A 16,008-nucleotide genomic window follows, 5' to 3' on the forward strand; every position below is an offset into this window, starting at 1 on the left:
GTTTTTTATTGACTCTTTAATCTTCCTCTCCCCAACGTTCCAATTCCTCAGCAGACCATAATTCCGGAAAGAATATTCTTCGTTGATATTTAGGCAACATATACTTCTTCCAATCACTACCTCCTGTAGCTTCTTTTGGCACTGGTGTACTCTCTAAGTATTTTAATGCAGTTTTAAAATGCCCTAATACCCATGTAACATTAACTGTTTTATCGTAATGCTTCATTGCTCTGATAAGTTCTTCATCATTTCTAGCATCTTCGGGAAGACTTACAAATTTCTGCCATAAATTTGTTTTTTCATAGTCTTTCATAGCTTTAACGAAACTTTCACTGTATTTCTTCTGAAACTGATCCAATAAATATGATTTCTTTCCAGTAGCATAATCCTTACCTGCCGCTTGCCAATACATTAGCTCCAAGCCTTCTTCTTCTGTCGTAGTATCTTGAATTTTATCAACATACCGCTTGTCAATTAGATTAACCCAATCAGTAGAACCAAACTCAATTAAGCGATACTGTGCACTTTGAAATCCACTAGCAGGCGTAAGAGTATTTCTAAATTTTAGATACTGCTCAACATCCATTCCGTCTTTCATGATCACAAAAGAACTAGTTAGCATATCGAAATATCTACTAATGCGCATTAGCTTATCAGTAAACACTGCTGTAGAAATATTCTCCTCGTCAGCTATTTGGTTTAATTCCCAAAGAATCATTTTAAACAATAATTCATTTACTTGATGATACATAATAAACACATTCTCATCAGGTAAAGTAGTACGTTGAATTTGCAACCCTAACAAAGCATCAGTTTGAATATAATCCCAATATGTAATGGGTTTCGCCCATCGAAGACCTTCTAAATGTATTTCTGTTTTTTGTCCAATCGCCTTAAACTTATCATCTAAAGCAGATAGTTGTTCTTGAGTTTTTTGGTTGTTTGTCATTTTTATATTTTTTTCAATGGATTCACTAATCCTTTATAATCTTCTAATTCTGCTTTTAAGGAACCTACTAATAAGCTCGCCCTAATACGTACTGGTACTTTATTCTCATCCGCTGTAACCCAAACCATTAAACTCTCTTTTGCTTTAAAAACACGGCCTGCCTGTACATAAGGTTGGAACTTCATAGTTTCCAAGGTCCCAAACTTAGTTTTTAGTTTTTCATTACCCAAGTATTTAAGCTTAAAAGTGAAGATTTCACCATCAAAAAACATATCGATTTCGATAGACTCTCCACTCTTCAAAGTTTTTATCTTAGGATGCTTTCTCAGATAATAAAAAGCAGAAACTATATCCTGAACCTGATTGTGTATAGGATACGTATTCTCCTTATTTTTCTCAAAGTCTTTTACTAATACCGTATTGTTTTTATAATTGAAAAAACCTTTCTGGTCCTTTGTATATCCACCTTCATCAATTTTTCTAATAAACTGATGTGGCTTAACTTGTTTCTTTTCAAAATAACTTTGATAATCATCTTCCACCTTGAAAAAAAACTTAGTAGCACCTGTCGTATATCCATATCCTTTCGCATGATATAAAGCCGTGCCATTAATAACAGTATCGCTAAGCTTTAACGTTGCTACACCAGCATTAATTATACCATAACTGATTTTAAACTTGAAATATTCACCCGAGTCAAACACTTTATTAGTTTGTGCGACCAAAGAAATCGAGCTCCAGAGCAGAGCTATTAATAAGAAAAGTGTTTTTTTCATAGTTTAGGTTTTTACTTCAAAAATAAGAAACAAAAAAACCCAGCCAAAATATGACTGAGTTTTTATGCTATTAACCAACCAAAAAACTATAAATTATGAAAAATTTATTACACTCAAATGAGGCCTATAATTACCCCATTTTTGCGAGTGCAAATGTATAGTTTTTTCCAAGTTAAAAAAGTTAGTTTTTTACATTTAACTCACCTTTAACTCTGTAGGTTGATTTATACGGTATTTTAAGTTTTACTTAACTGAATTTTAAAGAGTTCCGCGTTTTTCTTGCTCGCGCTCAATTGATTCAAAAAGTGCTTTAAAATTTCCTGCACCAAATCCTCTAGCCCCCATTCTTTGAATAACCTCAAAGAAAAGTGTCGGTCTATCTTCTACTGGCTTTGTAAATATTTGCAATAAATATCCCTCTTCGTCAGCATCTATCATAATACCCAGCTTTTGTAACTCAGTAATATCTTCTTTCATCATATCTCTATGCTCCCCAAGTCTTTCAGGAATCATATCGTAGTAAGATTGTGGAGGTGCCGACAAAAACTCAACCCCTCTACTCTTCATAGCAGCAACCGTTGTAATAATATCATCAGTAGCTACAGCAATGTGTTGAATACCCGCTCCGTTGTTGAAATCTAAATATTCTTCAACCTGAGATTTCTTTTTACCTTCTGCTGGTTCATTAATTGGAAATTTAATTCTTCCATTACCATTCGACATTACCTTACTCATCAATGCAGAATACTCTGTATTAATTTGTTTATCATCAAACGATAAGAAGTTCACAAACCCCATAACATCTTCATACCACTTAACCCATACATTCATTTCATTCCATCCCACATTTCCAACCATATGGTCAACGTACTTCAATCCAACCGACTCAGGGTTGTAATCACTTTTCCATTCAACAAAACCTGGTAAGAAAACTCCTGTATAGTTCTTTCTTTCTACAAACATATGTACAGTTTCCCCATAAGTATAGATACCTGCACGAACAGTTTCTCCAAACTCATCTTTCTCAACAATAGGCTCCATATAAGACCTTGCACCACGGCTGATTGTTTCTTCATATGCTTGTCTAGCATCTTCAACCCACAAAGCGGCAACTTTAACACCGTCTCCATGTTTTACAATATGATCATTCAATTCCGACTCAGCTGTTAGAGGAGTCGTAAGTACAATCCTAATTTTATCTTGAACTAACACATAAGAAGCACGGTCTCTTACCCCAGTTTCCAAACCTGCATAAGCAAGTGATTGAAATCCAAAAGCTGTTTTATAAAAATGTGCTGCTTGTTTAGCATTTCCAACAATAAATTCTACATAATCTGTCCCCAATAGAGGCAGGAAATCTTGAGCTCCTTCAAAAATCTTCTCTAAGCCAAATTCCACTGACTTTACTTCTTTTTTCATTTAGTATAGTTTTGCTTGTATTAATATTCTATTTTTCTGGCTCTAACCATGATTGATAATAAGTTTCATCAGCAATCTTCATCGCTTCTTCCGTCACCATTAAAGGTTTAAAAGTATCAACCATAACGGCTAGTTCTTCTGTTTTAGTGTGACCGATAGAACGTTCCGCAGCCCCTGGGTGTGGACCATGAGGTATACCCGCAGGATGTAAAGAAATATGTCCAGGTCCAACATCATTTCTACTCATGAAATCTCCATCAACATAATACAACACCTCATCACTATCAATATTACTATGATTATAAGGAGCTGGTATCGAATTTGGATGATAATCATATAGTCTTGGAACAAATGAACACACCACGAATCCACCTGCTTCAAATGTCTGATGCACTGGAGGTGGTTGATGTATTCTACCTGTTATAGGTTCAAAATCATGAATTGAAAATGCATACGGATAATTATATCCATCGTACCCCACTACATCAAATGGATGAGTAGCATAAATCATTTCAAAAATTTCGTCTTTTTTCTTAACCTTAATCATAAACTCACCTTTCTCATCATAAGTTTCAAGATGATCCGGTCTACGGATGTCACGCTCACAAAAAGGAGAGTGCTCCATTAACTGTCCAAACCAATTTCGATAACGTTTGGGAGTATAAATCGGCTGTTTAGATTCAACAATAAACAAACGATTATCTTCTGTATCGAAGTCTATCTTATAAATAACACCTCTCGGCACTAATAAGTAGTCTCCATAACTAAAAGTAAGATTTCCTAAAACGGTTCTTAGAGTTCCTGTTCCTTTATGTATAAAAATCAATTCATCTGAATCCGTATTTTTATAAAAATAGTCATCCGTTGATTTTCTTGGTGCAGCCAACACAATGGTACAGTCACTATTGGTAAGAACTGCTTTTCGGCTTTCCAAGAAATCATCTTCTGGTTGAACTTGAAACCCACGTAAACGATATGATTTTATATTGTTCGCAATTGCGATCTTAGGAGCAACACTATATTGCTTTAGAATCTCCTTTACTTGAGTTGGTCGATGTTCGTGATACATATTGGTAGACATTCCGTCAAAACCAACTGTTCCAAACAATTGTTCATAATACAAATCTCCATTAGGTTTTCGGAAAATTGTATGACGCTTTGGGGGGATTTCCCCTAACTGGTGATATAATGGCATAATTACTTATAGTTTTTGGTTGAAAATAAATTTATCTATAGTAACTTTCTCTCATTCAGGATTTCTCTTGATGAGGAACTTAACAAAAGCCAATAAACCGTCCCATTGTGTTTTCATAATCACACAAATATCGAAATTAAAATGAATTATCCAAATTTAATTCTTAAATATATTTTGTGATAATGAGTACAGATTGTCATGCAAAATTCACACTGTGAAAAACCCTAAAAAATTTACAATATAAAATTACCTTTAATTCAAATAAAAACAACAGTTTTTAACACTACAATCATACTTTTATTGCAATTAAAACCAAAAACCTATAGCAAACCAAGTGTAGTGATTCTTTGTATCAGGAGACCAAGAATGTTTAACCTCAATAGGTCCTATCAATGTTTGAAATCCATATCCCAAAGCATAACCATTGTATTCAGGTTTTGAAAACCAATCCATACTTTCAAACAACGATCTTCCAACATTCGCATAATTGGCCGCAATATTAATATGATGCTTTTTGATTATCTCATAATCCAATTGAATCCTACCGCTAATAAATGAATTATCAAAAATCCCCATAGCATCGTATCCATAAAAACTAAGTATATTATCACTCTCTTCAAACCCATATCCTCCCATATAGAAATTAAACAAAGGATTAGGTTCCGTTCCAATAGTCATCCCAACTCTCGACCTAAGATCCAAAGTAAGATTTTTCATGACGGGATACGCATATCCTAATTCACCACGAACAATGGAAAAATTCTCAAATGTTTCCGTATAATCGCTCGAATAAAAATAATGGTTAAACTCTCCTTTAAAAACAAAACCACTTCTTGGAAAGTATTTATTATCATAAGTATCAAACCTTAAATTTGCGAATCCAGAGAGGTAATGACTTTTATCAAACTTAGAGATATCTGCACTGTAGGTTTTGCTACCAACATCTAAGAAAGAATGCTCAATACCCACACCCAACAATATTTTCTGCGCATAATAAGTCTGGAAAAAAAGTCGGTTACTCAATTTTTTGTAATCAACGTTAATGTTCTTGCTAAAACCATCCAGAAAATTATCCTCTGGCATTTGAAGAGTTTTATTAAACTGATTGAATTTCGAATTAAAACCAACACTCCAATAAAACCCATTATCAACATAATAATTTAGGTTAAAGCGAAGATTATCACCAAGCCCAACATCCAATGATGCGACATCACTTTTAAACAACAACTTTTTTTGTGTAACATTAACTAAAGCAGCACTTTTATACAATCCATCATAATGCAACCCAAGCTTTAAATATCTTTTTATTGGGTTTTCAATCACATTCAATTTAAAAATATCCTTGTCACCATCAGCCTCAAACTTATAAGAAATAGCACTAAAGTTTTGAGTACCATTCAACCTATCAATCCCTTGACCTAAATCTTGATAGGTAATAGACTGCCCTGGCACAAATCCTAACTTACCATATACATAGCGTCTTGTATAATCCTCTAGACCTACAACCTGTATTGCACCTATATGCAAAGAGTCCGTAAACTTGGGAACACTTCTTTCAAATTCATTTGCTATAGACTCATTCTTTTTCAACGAATCCAACTTCACAATTTCTTTTTTGGCAGCTTCCACCCCTCTTTTAATAATTTCCTTACCCTGCTCAAATGAAACTACACTATAACCAGAAATATTCGGCTTGATATAAACATCAGTATCAGCTTTTTTCTCTTCCATATTGTGGTACATCGAAAAGTTAGATATCTGAAGTAACAAATCGGGCGCACTTTGAATATCCTCTCTCTTTTTCAACCCATCTTGCACATCAACACCAATAACAATATCTGCTCCCATCTCTCTCAACTCTGCAATCGGGTAATTATTCACGACCCCTCCATCTATAAGTAATTTTCCATCTATCTCAACAGGAGAGTACAAGGAGGGAAAAGCCCCACTCGCAAGAATCGCCTGCGGTAAACTCCCTTTTCTCAAAACCACCATTTCTCCCGATTCCATATCGGTAGCAATACAGAGAAAAGGAATTTTCAACTTGTTAAAATCTCTTTCGTATCGAACATGAGCCAACAATCTACTCAATAAATTATAATTATACATCCCCTTAGAAAAAGCCCTAGGAACACCAATTCTAAATCTTTCAAAAGGCAAGGTTAACGCATAGATTTCATCGTTTCTTTTTTCATAAAAAGACTTTGAAATTCGAGGAATATAATCGCGAACAAGCGCGTCTGCATCCACACTTCCAAAGATAGAATCCAATTCAGACGCAGTATATCCAGAAGCATATAAACCCCCAATAATTGCCCCCATACTAGTCCCTGCAATATAATCTATTTCAATCCCCTCCTCTTCCAAAACCTTCAATACTCCAATATGAGCCAATCCTTTCGCCCCACCACCACTTAAAACCAAACCAATCTTAGGCTTTTTCTCAGTCTGAGCAAAGAGGATATTTCCCATCAATAAAAAACACAGTATAATTATTCCTCTTTTCATAGATCGTTAGTCTTTAGGGTGATAATATTTTCTTATTTTTAAGGCTCTTGAAGCTCCGACAACAGCTTGTAATTCACTTTCTGAAGCTTCCTTAATACGCTTTACAGATTTGAAGTGCTGTAACAAAAGCTCCCTTGTTTTAACACCAATCCCAGGTATTTCATCCAATGAACTCTCCAAAGCACCTTTACTTCTCTTGTCTCTATGAAACGATATACCAAAGCGATGAGCCTCGTTTCTAAGATACTGAATAACTTTTAAAGTCTCCGATTTTTTATCTAAATAAAGAGGTATACTATCATCGGGGTAAAACAGCTCTTCTAAACGTTTCGCAATACCCAGTATAGACACTTTACCACGAATCCCCAATTTATCCAAACTCTTTAATGCAGAAGATAACTGTCCCTTCCCACCATCGATAATAATCAACTGTGGCAACTCTAAATTCTCATCTAATAATCTCTTATATCTCCTGTAAACAATCTCTTCCATAGAAGCAAAATCATTAGGCCCCTCAACAGTTTTTATATTAAAATGCCTATAGTCCTTTTTACTTGGTTTTCCATCCTTAAACACAACACAAGCAGCAACCGGGTGAGAACCCTGAATATTTGAATTATCAAAACACTCAATATGCCTTGGTTCAAACGGCAATCGCAGATCCTTTTTCATCTGTTGCATGATGCGATTTACATGGCGTTCAGGATCAACAATCTTAATTTGCTTCATCTGATCCATACGATAATACTTCGCATTCCTTTCAGACAAATCCAACAGTTGCTTCTTATCTCCCAATTTTGGAACTGTTATTTGAACCCCTTCACCAAGCTCAACCTCAAAAGGTACTATAATCTCTTTGGACAATAAGTTAAATCGATCACGCAGTTCAATAATTGCCAACTCCAACAATTCCGAATCTGTCTCATCTAATTTTTTCTTCAATTCCATAGTATGAGATCGAATGATAGCACCATGAGATACTTGCAAAAAATTTACATAACCAGCAACTTCATCAGAAACAATAGAAAAGACATCAACATTGGTGATTTTAGGATTCACAATAGTTGACTTAGATTGATAGTTTTCTAATGCCTCAATTTTTACCTTTATCTTTTGAGCCTCTTCAAATTTCATTTCCGAAGCCAAATTCATCATTAGAACCTTAAACTCCTTAAGATTTTCCTTGAAATTACCCTTTAATAAATCTCGTATAGCCACAATCTTTTTGTCATAAGAAGCTTCCGTTTCATACTCCTCACACGGACCTTGACAATTCCCAATATGATATTCCAAACAGACTTTGTATTTTCCATTGCGAATATTAGTTTGAGAAAGATCATAGTTACAAGTGCGCAATGGATACAACTCCTTAATCAAATCCAACAAAGTATAAACCGTTTTCACACTTGTATAAGGACCAAAGTACTCTGACCCATCCTTTACCATTCTACGAGTAGAAAAAACCCTGGGAAACGGCTCTCGTTTAATACAAATCCATGGATAAGATTTGTCATCCTTTAGCAACACATTATAACGAGGCTGTAATCTTTTTATAAGATTATTTTCCAATAAAAGAGCATCAGTCTCAGTAGGAACAACAATATGTTTAATAGACACTATTTTTCGAACCAATACATTGGTTTTCGCATTATCATGTATCTTATTAAAATAAGAAGAAACTCTTTTTCTAATATTCTTAGCCTTACCAACATATAGAATTTTCTCATCCTTATCAAAATATTGATAAACACCTGGTTGATCTGGCAAGGTTTGAATCTGAAGCTCTAAAGCAGTAGGAATAGACATAAATCTTTTTTATTTTCGTAAATAGTCTAACAAAAATAAGGCTTCTTTTCTTAAAACAAATTCTTAGTCCTACTATAAATGTAGTTTGAATATTTAGTATTTTCACCACTCCTAATGACACAGCATTAAAAACATGAAAATTTTAAACGAGATTGTACAACCGGGGGAAACCAAAACAATTAATTTAGAGATAGCGAAATTCCATACAGCTACTAAATTAAAGATTCCAATAATTGTATCCCGTTCTAAAATAGATGGACCAACCGTATTATTATCTTCAGGATTACACGGAGATGAATTGAACGGAATAGACATAGTACGTCAAATCATATTTAAAAAAATAAACATTCCAAAAAGAGGAACTATAATATGCATTCCTGTCATAAACATTTTCGGATTCATTAATAAAACCAGAGAGTTTCCCGATGGACGAGACTTAAACAGGATGTTTCCAGGGAGTAAAAACGGTTCCCTTGCCTCTCGATTTGCCTATCATCTTGTAAATTATATCTTACCGCTTGTAGATTATGTAATCGACTTTCATGCAGGAGGACAAAGTAGATTTAACGCAGCCCAACTTCGAGTTGCCCCAGGAAATGATGAACTAGAAGATCTTGCAAAAATATTCCATCCTCCATTCCTTTTGTACTCCAATAATATTTCAGGTTCATTTAGAAGTGCTTGTAGCAAAAAAGGAATCAAAGCACTTTTATTCGAAGGAGGAAAATCAATGGACATTAATAGCAACATATCAACAATAGGAATAGAAGGAACCATGCGATTCTTAAATCACTTTGGAATGTTACGCGACCAATTTGAAATTACCGAACCACAAGATAAAATGACCACTATAACCAACTCAGCTTGGATGCGCGCCAAAGTATCAGGTCTGCTAATCGATCAAATCTCAGTTAACACTTTTGTAAAAAAAGGAACAATTCTAGCCTCTATTGCAGATCCATATGGAAAAGAATCAGCCTTAATAAAAGCCCCACACGAAGGTTATATCATCAATGTAAATGACGTTCCAATTGTATATCAAGGAGACGCTATTTTTCATATCTCAAAAAAAATAAAACATGACTAAATCAGAAATTAGAAACAAGTATATAGAACTTAGAAATCAGCTCACCTTAGGAGAAGCTGAAGACCTAAGCATAGACATTGCAAATCAGACGTTAAAATTGCCGATTTGGAATTTCTCAAACTATCACTTATTTCTAAGTATCGCCAATAAAAAAGAAATCAATACCGAATTTATATTACACATCTTAACAGGTAAAGACAAAAACACTATACTGTCAAAATCCAATTTTAAAGACGGTACAATGGAGCACTTTCTACTCACCGACAACACCATTCTAAAAGTAAACTCATACGGTATCCCAGAACCCATTAATGGATTTAAAATAGCGGAAACAGATATCGAGGTGGTCTTTGTTCCCCTTTTAGCTTTTGACAAATCAGGAAATCGAGTAGGTTATGGAAAAGGATTTTACGATAGATTTTTAAGCCTATGCTCTCCAAACACTATAAAAGTAGGACTGAGCTTTTTCGAAGCAGAAGAACAAATCACAGAGATCTCTGAAAACGACATCCCTTTAGACTATTGTGTAACCCCAAAAGGAGTTTATAAATTTTAGCTTATAAAAAAAACTGCCCAAAGTTATCTCTGGGCAGTTTCTATTTATTGACTATTTAGCTACTTTCACTTTCTTATAAACAAAAGAAACTTTAGTTTCTATTTGTGATTTATTACCTTCTTGATAATAAGAAGTCTTTACTGGAAAACCATCTGTATTGTATTCATGCTCAAGAATAAGATTCTCTGTACTTCCCATATACTTGTTAAATGAAACAACTTTAACTACATTGTTTATAGGTTTAAACACAAATGGATCCTCTAGAAAATCACCAACTCTTTCCATAGAAAGATTAATAACCATATTCAAATAAGGGTTATTTTTAGTGTCGTAAGAATAGTGATTAGTACCAATATCATCATTTTCAGCCTTAGCCAGTTGTCCAGCCTCATTGTATGAATAACTTTCTATATAGTCGTTATCTCCTTCTAATAATTGTTTAAACTCAACTACTTGCTTTTTATCGTTATACTTATAAAAAACACGCTCATTTTCAACGCTTTCTTCATAAGAAACCAACATGTTATTTACATCATAGGTTAACACATAATCCCTAATATCTACATTTCCTTCACTATCTACACTTTTAAGTTTTTTTAAAAATCCAGCGTCATCATAAGTTAGTGCTAACAAAACATATTGCTTATCGATTATATCATCATAAAAATCATCCACTTCCGCTTGTACCGTAATCAACCTACCGTTTTCATCATAACTATATACATGATTTTCTTTCCAGTCTACAGTAGCTACTCCTTGTTCATCGTATTCATACTCTTCTACATTCATCGACTCTAAAACGATCAATTCTTTCGTTTTATCGTTATCTCCATTCGAGTTATCATCTGAAGAACAACCTATTCCAACAACTCCAATTAACATAAAAGCTAAAGGCTTTAAAAACTTTTTCATATTTTTTTTGCGAATGTACATAAATAAAAATATCTAACCAAAGAGATTAAAAAATACGGAGGCAAAATACCTAAGAAGATACAAAAACAAAAAATCATTATCTCTATGCATATTTAGACAAGCCAGAATCTTTCCCTTACAATCTTTACTTAAACCCTAAAAATGGCATAAAAAAAACCACTGAGAATCTCTTCTAAGTGGTTTTTTCATATTCTTATATATTAGATAATATCACCTATTACCTTAATTCGTGTCGTTTAACTATTTTTAAAAATCCTTTTATTAAAAGCAATCAAAATACCAACCCCTATAGAGATAGCTGCATCAGCCACATTAAAAATAGCATTAAAAAAGGTGAAGTACTTACCTCCCCAAAACGGTAACCACTCTGGTAAATAACCTCTCCAAATAGGAAAATAAAACATATCTACCACGCGTCCATGAAACCAAGTCCCATAAGGTTCGTTTGAAAAGATTGTAGCAACTTCGTGATAGCTCTCATTAAAGATAACCCCATAAAAAACAGAATCTATAATATTACCAAGAGCACCCGCTAAAATCAATGAAATAGATACAATTAGAAGATTAGAAGCCTGTTTCTTTACCGAGTCATTCAACCAATAAATGATTCCTCCAACCGCTATAATTCTAAACAATGTTAGAAACAATTTTCCATAATCACCAGGCAATTCAACCCCCCATGCCATTCCTTCATTTTCAATGAAATGAATTCTAAACCAATCAAAGACAAAAATCTCTTCATCCATAAGGAAATTCGTTTTGATATAAATCTTCGACCACTGGTCAATAATCAATATGACTAGTACTAGTAAGGTAGCTTTCTTTAATGACATTTTTTTGAGTTTGGCAACAAATGTAATTTATTTTAGGAGATAAAAAAAACGCTCCTTTGAAGAGCGTTTTTTATTTTTTTCAAAAGTCTAACGTTGTTGGTTTTTTGCTTCTATACTCATAGTCGCATGAGGCACCAATTTTAGTCTTTCTTTATTGATCAATTTTCCAGTAACCTTACAAATTCCGTATGTTTTGTTTTGAATACGAATCAAGGCATTTTTCAAATCTCGAATAAACTTTTCTTGTCGAATAGCTAATTGAGAGTTTGCCTCTTTTGACATGGTTTCACTTCCTTCTTCGAATGCCTTAAACGTTGGAGACGTATCGTCTGTTCCGTTATTTAAATCATTCATGTAGGCACTTTTGATCAATTCAAGATCAGCTTGCGCTTTTTCGATTTTAGCTAAAATTAACACTTTGAACTCTGCCAAGTCAGCATCAGAATAGCGTACGTTTTCACCTACCATAATAGCTCATTTTAAGATTAATATTTTCGTTTTTAGCTCATCAAACTCAACCTCAACTCCTTCTTCTAGTTCTTGAACAAACTCCAAAGTATGAGTCAATGTCTCTGATTTGATATATTCTTCATTAGCCAAAACGGCTTCTTTTATGTCATTCTGTTCTAGTAAAACAACTTTAATTTTATCAGTCACTTCTAAACCAGAATCCTTTCTAATGTTTTGAATTCGATTTACGAGTTCCCTCGCAATCCCTTCGTTTTTCAAAGTCTCGTTGATTGTGATATCCAATGCTACTGTAATCCCATTAGAACTTGCAACCAACCACCCTTCGATATCTTGAGAAGAAATCTCAACATCTTCAACTGTTAAGATACTGCTTTTTCCCAATATGAGGATACTTATTTCACCTTTTTTCTCAATTTCTGCGATTTCTTCTTGTCCAAAAGCTAGAATCTGTTTTGCAACAAGTCCCATTTCCTTACCAAAACGAGGTCCTAATGTCTTGAAATTAGGCTTGATTTGCTTAACCAAAACTCCTGAAGCATCATCTAATAATTCAACCTCTTTCACATTAACCTCTGCCATAATTAAATCAGCAACAGCCTCTATTTCTTCTTTCTGTCTGTCGTCCAACACAGGAATCATTACTTTCTGAAGAGGTTGACGCACTTTTATCATCTCCTTTTTACGAAGTGACAATACAAGTGAAGACACTGTCTGTGCTTTTTCCATTTTACTTTCCAAACGCTCATCAATCAAAGATTCATCAACTTTCGGAAATTCAGACAAATGTATAGATTCAAAATCTTCTTTACCTGTAGCTTGCGTTAAGTCTCTGTAAATTTTATCCATAAAGAATGGAGCAATAGGAGCACCTAATTTAGCAACTGTAATCAAACATGTGTATAAAGTTTGATAAGCAGCAATCTTATCTTCTGCATATTCACCTTTCCAGAAACGTCTTCTACACAAGCGAACATACCAATTACTTAGATTCTCAGTTACAAAATCAGTAATAGCACGTGCTGCTTTCGTAGGTTCATATTCCCCATAATATTCATCAACTCTTTTTACCAATGAGTTTAACTCAGATAGAATCCAACGGTCTATTTCAGGACGTCTTTCAATAGGCACATCCTTTTCACTGTAAGTAAAACCATCTATGTTCGCATAAAGAGCAAAGAAATTATACGTATTATAAAGAGTACCGAAGAATTTTCTACGAACCTCTGTTATACCTTCTAAATCAAACTTAAGATTATCCCAAGGATTTGCATTAGAGATCATATACCAACGCGTTGCATCAGGACCATGTTCAGCTAAAGTTTCAAATGGATCAACCGTATTACCTAAACTTTTAGACATCTTCAATCCATTCTTATCAAGCACCAATCCATTAGACACTACATTTTTATAAGCCTTAGTATCAAAAACTAGAGTAGCAATTGCGTGCAAAGTATAAAACCATCCACGTGTTTGATCCACTCCTTCTGCTATAAAATCAGCAGGGTATGCACCATTTTCATCAATCAACTCTCTGTTTTCAAAAGGATAATGCCATTGTGCATAAGGCATTGAACCAGAATCAAACCAAACGTCGATCAAGTCTGACTCTCTAAACATTGGTTTACCTGATGGGGAAACCAAAACAATTTGATCAACAACATTCTTATGTAAGTCAACCTTGTCATAATTCTCTTCAGACATATTGCCCACTTCGAAAGAATGAAAAGGATTCTCTTTTTGAATTCCAGCTTGAATAGATTTTTCAATCTCTAACATCAACTCTTCCATAGAGCCGATAACCATCTCTTCTTTTTTATCTTCCGATCTCCATATTGGCAAAGGAATACCCCAGAAACGAGAACGAGATAAGTTCCAGTCATTAGCATTTTTCAACCAATTACCAAAACGCCCTTCACCAGTAGCCTTAGGCTTCCAATTGATAGTCTCATTCAGTTCAAACATACGGTCTTTAACCTCTGTAACCTTCACGAACCAAGAATCTAGAGGATAATATAAAATAGGTTTATTAGTTCTCCAACAATGAGGATAACTGTGAACATATTTTTCAACTTTAAACGCTTTGTTCTCTTCCTTCAATCGAATAGCGATTTCAACATCAACAGAACGCTCTGGTGCTTGTCCATCATCATAATATTCATTCTTCACATATTTACCAGCCATATCGCCCATTGCATCGACAAATCGCCCTTGTAAATCCACCAAAGGAACAGCCTCACCATCTTTATTCAAGATCAACATTGGTGGAACTTCAGGAGTTGCCTCTTTAGCAACCTTTGCATCATCCGCTCCAAAAGTTGGTGCAGTATGAACAATACCGGTACCATCCTCAGTAGTAACGAAATCACCTAGAATTACTCTAAACGCATTCTCAGGTGTTTGATAAGGTAAAACATAAGGCAACAATTGCTCATATTTTACATTCTCCAAGTCAGCACCCTTAAACTCTTTAACAACTAAAAATGGAATCTTCTTATCAGTCTCTTGATAAGCAGCAACCTCATCTTCTGTTTCAACCACTGCATATTTTCCAGCAAATTGCTTTCCAACCAATGATTTTGCAAGAATTACTTGAATAGGTTCAAAAGTATATTGATTGTATGTTTTTACAAGTACATAGTCAATCTTTGGACCAACAGTCAATGCCGTATTAGACGGTAATGTCCAAGGAGTAGTTGTCCAAGCTAAAAAATGGATAACCCCTAAACCCTGTAAGAATTCTGGAAGTGAATCTTCAATCGCTTTAAACTGTGCAACTATAGTCGTGTCTGTAACATCTCTATAACTACCAGGTTGATTGATTTCATGAGAAGACAACCCAGTACCAGCTTTTGGAGAATAAGGTTGAATAGTATATCCTTTATACAATAAATCCTTATCGTAAATCTGTTTCAATAACCACCAAACAGATTCCATATATTTTGGCTTATAGGTAACATATGGATCTTCCATATCTACCCAATAGCCCATTTTTTCAGTCAAATCATTCCACAAGTCTGTGTAACGCATTACTGTGCGCTTACAAGCCTCGTTATATTCTTCAACAGTTATTTTAACACCAATGTCTTCTTTGGTAATACCCAATTCTTTCTCGGTCCCTAGTTCAACAGGTAAACCATGTGTATCCCAACCTGCCTTACGTTTAACTTGAAAACCCTTTTGAGTTTTGTATCGACAAAAAATATCTTTAATTGCACGAGCCATCACGTGGTGAATTCCAGGTTTCCCATTTGCAGAAGGTGGACCTTCGAAAAATACGTAAGGAGTATTACCCTCTCTTGTGGTAATACTTTTATCGAATATCGATTGTTGTTGCCAAAAATCTAAAATCTCCGATGCTACTCCAGGTAAATCAAGACCTTTATATTCAGTAAATTTAGTGCTCATTTTAATCTATATTTCTATCAGTTGTGCGAAATTAAACAATTTCATTTAATAATAACCTTATTTATAAATT

The 16,008-nt window shown here is 34.4% G+C and carries 12 protein-coding genes; 2 read left to right on the forward strand and 10 right to left on the reverse strand.

Annotated elements, in window-relative coordinates:
* Window positions 1–16: 16 nt before the first annotated feature.
* The 6 genes from BM024_RS03400 to uvrC form a co-directional block, all read right to left on the reverse strand.
* Window positions 17–949 (reverse strand): tryptophan 2,3-dioxygenase family protein, encoded by a 933-nt coding sequence (locus tag BM024_RS03400; RefSeq protein WP_090678042.1) that lies wholly within the window; start codon window positions 947–949, stop codon window positions 17–19.
* A 2-nt stretch (window positions 950–951) separates the two neighbouring features.
* Window positions 952–1,725, reverse strand: coding sequence for a DUF3108 domain-containing protein (locus BM024_RS03405; protein ID WP_090678043.1), 774 nt, complete (start codon window positions 1,723–1,725; stop codon window positions 952–954).
* A 258-nt stretch (window positions 1,726–1,983) separates the two neighbouring features.
* Complete coding sequence (hppD, locus tag BM024_RS03410; protein ID WP_090678044.1) at window positions 1,984–3,144, reverse strand: 4-hydroxyphenylpyruvate dioxygenase; 1,161 nt, start codon at window positions 3,142–3,144, stop codon at window positions 1,984–1,986.
* Window positions 3,145–3,172: 28 nt separating this feature from the next.
* Window positions 3,173–4,339, reverse strand: a complete 1,167-nt coding sequence (locus BM024_RS03415) for a homogentisate 1,2-dioxygenase (RefSeq protein WP_090678045.1) — start codon at window positions 4,337–4,339, stop codon at window positions 3,173–3,175.
* A gap of 306 nt (window positions 4,340–4,645) precedes the next feature.
* On the reverse strand, window positions 4,646–6,847 hold the full coding sequence (locus BM024_RS03420; protein ID WP_090678046.1) for a patatin-like phospholipase family protein: 2,202 nt from the start codon (window positions 6,845–6,847) through the stop codon (window positions 4,646–4,648).
* Between the two features lie 6 nt (window positions 6,848–6,853).
* Window positions 6,854–8,653, reverse strand: coding sequence for an excinuclease ABC subunit UvrC (gene uvrC / locus BM024_RS03425; protein ID WP_090678047.1), 1,800 nt, complete (start codon window positions 8,651–8,653; stop codon window positions 6,854–6,856).
* Between the two features lie 133 nt (window positions 8,654–8,786).
* On the opposite strand from uvrC, the gene BM024_RS03430 reads away from it, so the two are divergent.
* Both BM024_RS03430 and BM024_RS03435 read left to right on the forward strand, forming a co-directional pair.
* Window positions 8,787–9,740 carry a succinylglutamate desuccinylase/aspartoacylase family protein gene (locus tag BM024_RS03430; RefSeq protein ID WP_090678048.1) on the forward strand — a complete coding sequence of 318 codons (954 nt, stop codon included), beginning with the start codon at window positions 8,787–8,789 and terminating at the stop codon, window positions 9,738–9,740.
* Window positions 9,733–10,296 (forward strand): 5-formyltetrahydrofolate cyclo-ligase, encoded by a 564-nt coding sequence (locus tag BM024_RS03435; protein ID WP_090678049.1) that lies wholly within the window; start codon window positions 9,733–9,735, stop codon window positions 10,294–10,296. Before BM024_RS03430 ends, BM024_RS03435 begins: the two co-directional genes overlap by 8 nt.
* Before the next feature lie 51 nt (window positions 10,297–10,347).
* Here BM024_RS03435 and BM024_RS03440 read toward each other — a convergent pair whose 3' ends face one another.
* From BM024_RS03440 to ileS, 4 genes are all read right to left on the reverse strand, one after another.
* Window positions 10,348–11,208: an RHS repeat domain-containing protein gene (locus BM024_RS03440; RefSeq protein ID WP_143077714.1), complete on the reverse strand. Its 861-nt coding sequence runs from the start codon at window positions 11,206–11,208 to the stop codon at window positions 10,348–10,350.
* Window positions 11,209–11,465: 257 nt separating this feature from the next.
* Window positions 11,466–12,062: a lipoprotein signal peptidase gene (locus BM024_RS03445; RefSeq protein WP_090678051.1), complete on the reverse strand. Its 597-nt coding sequence runs from the start codon at window positions 12,060–12,062 to the stop codon at window positions 11,466–11,468.
* Between the two features lie 87 nt (window positions 12,063–12,149).
* Window positions 12,150–12,530 (reverse strand): TraR/DksA family transcriptional regulator, encoded by a 381-nt coding sequence (locus BM024_RS03450; protein WP_090678052.1) that lies wholly within the window; start codon window positions 12,528–12,530, stop codon window positions 12,150–12,152.
* A gap of 6 nt (window positions 12,531–12,536) precedes the next feature.
* A complete protein-coding gene (gene ileS, locus BM024_RS03455) occupies window positions 12,537–15,938 on the reverse strand; it encodes an isoleucine--tRNA ligase (RefSeq protein WP_090678053.1) in 3,402 nt (1,133 codons plus the stop codon).
* Between the last annotated feature and the right edge of the window lie 70 nt (window positions 15,939–16,008).

The sequence above is a fragment of the Myroides guanonis genome, from assembly GCF_900114085.1.
In the GTDB taxonomy this organism is placed as follows: domain Bacteria; phylum Bacteroidota; class Bacteroidia; order Flavobacteriales; family Flavobacteriaceae; genus Flavobacterium; species Flavobacterium guanonis.

Excerpts from the sequence above, each read along its gene's own strand:
- BM024_RS03400 (WP_090678042.1), bottom strand. The coding sequence starts at position 949 with ATGACAAACAACCAAAAAACTCAAGAACAACTATCTGCTTTAGATGAT.
- BM024_RS03405 (WP_090678043.1), bottom strand. The coding sequence starts at position 1,725 with ATGAAAAAAACACTTTTCTTATTAATAGCTCTGCTCTGGAGCTCGATT.
- hppD (WP_090678044.1), bottom strand. The coding sequence starts at position 3,144 with ATGAAAAAAGAAGTAAAGTCAGTGGAATTTGGCTTAGAGAAGATTTTT.
- BM024_RS03415 (WP_090678045.1), bottom strand. The coding sequence starts at position 4,339 with ATGCCATTATATCACCAGTTAGGGGAAATCCCCCCAAAGCGTCATACA.
- BM024_RS03420 (WP_090678046.1), bottom strand. The coding sequence starts at position 6,847 with ATGAAAAGAGGAATAATTATACTGTGTTTTTTATTGATGGGAAATATC.
- uvrC (WP_090678047.1), bottom strand. The coding sequence starts at position 8,653 with ATGTCTATTCCTACTGCTTTAGAGCTTCAGATTCAAACCTTGCCAGAT.
- BM024_RS03430 (WP_090678048.1), top strand. The coding sequence starts at position 8,787 with ATGAAAATTTTAAACGAGATTGTACAACCGGGGGAAACCAAAACAATT.
- BM024_RS03435 (WP_090678049.1), top strand. The coding sequence starts at position 9,733 with ATGACTAAATCAGAAATTAGAAACAAGTATATAGAACTTAGAAATCAG.
- BM024_RS03440 (WP_143077714.1), bottom strand. The coding sequence starts at position 11,208 with ATGAAAAAGTTTTTAAAGCCTTTAGCTTTTATGTTAATTGGAGTTGTT.
- BM024_RS03445 (WP_090678051.1), bottom strand. The coding sequence starts at position 12,062 with ATGTCATTAAAGAAAGCTACCTTACTAGTACTAGTCATATTGATTATT.
- BM024_RS03450 (WP_090678052.1), bottom strand. The coding sequence starts at position 12,530 with ATGGTAGGTGAAAACGTACGCTATTCTGATGCTGACTTGGCAGAGTTC.
- ileS (WP_090678053.1), bottom strand. The coding sequence starts at position 15,938 with ATGAGCACTAAATTTACTGAATATAAAGGTCTTGATTTACCTGGAGTA.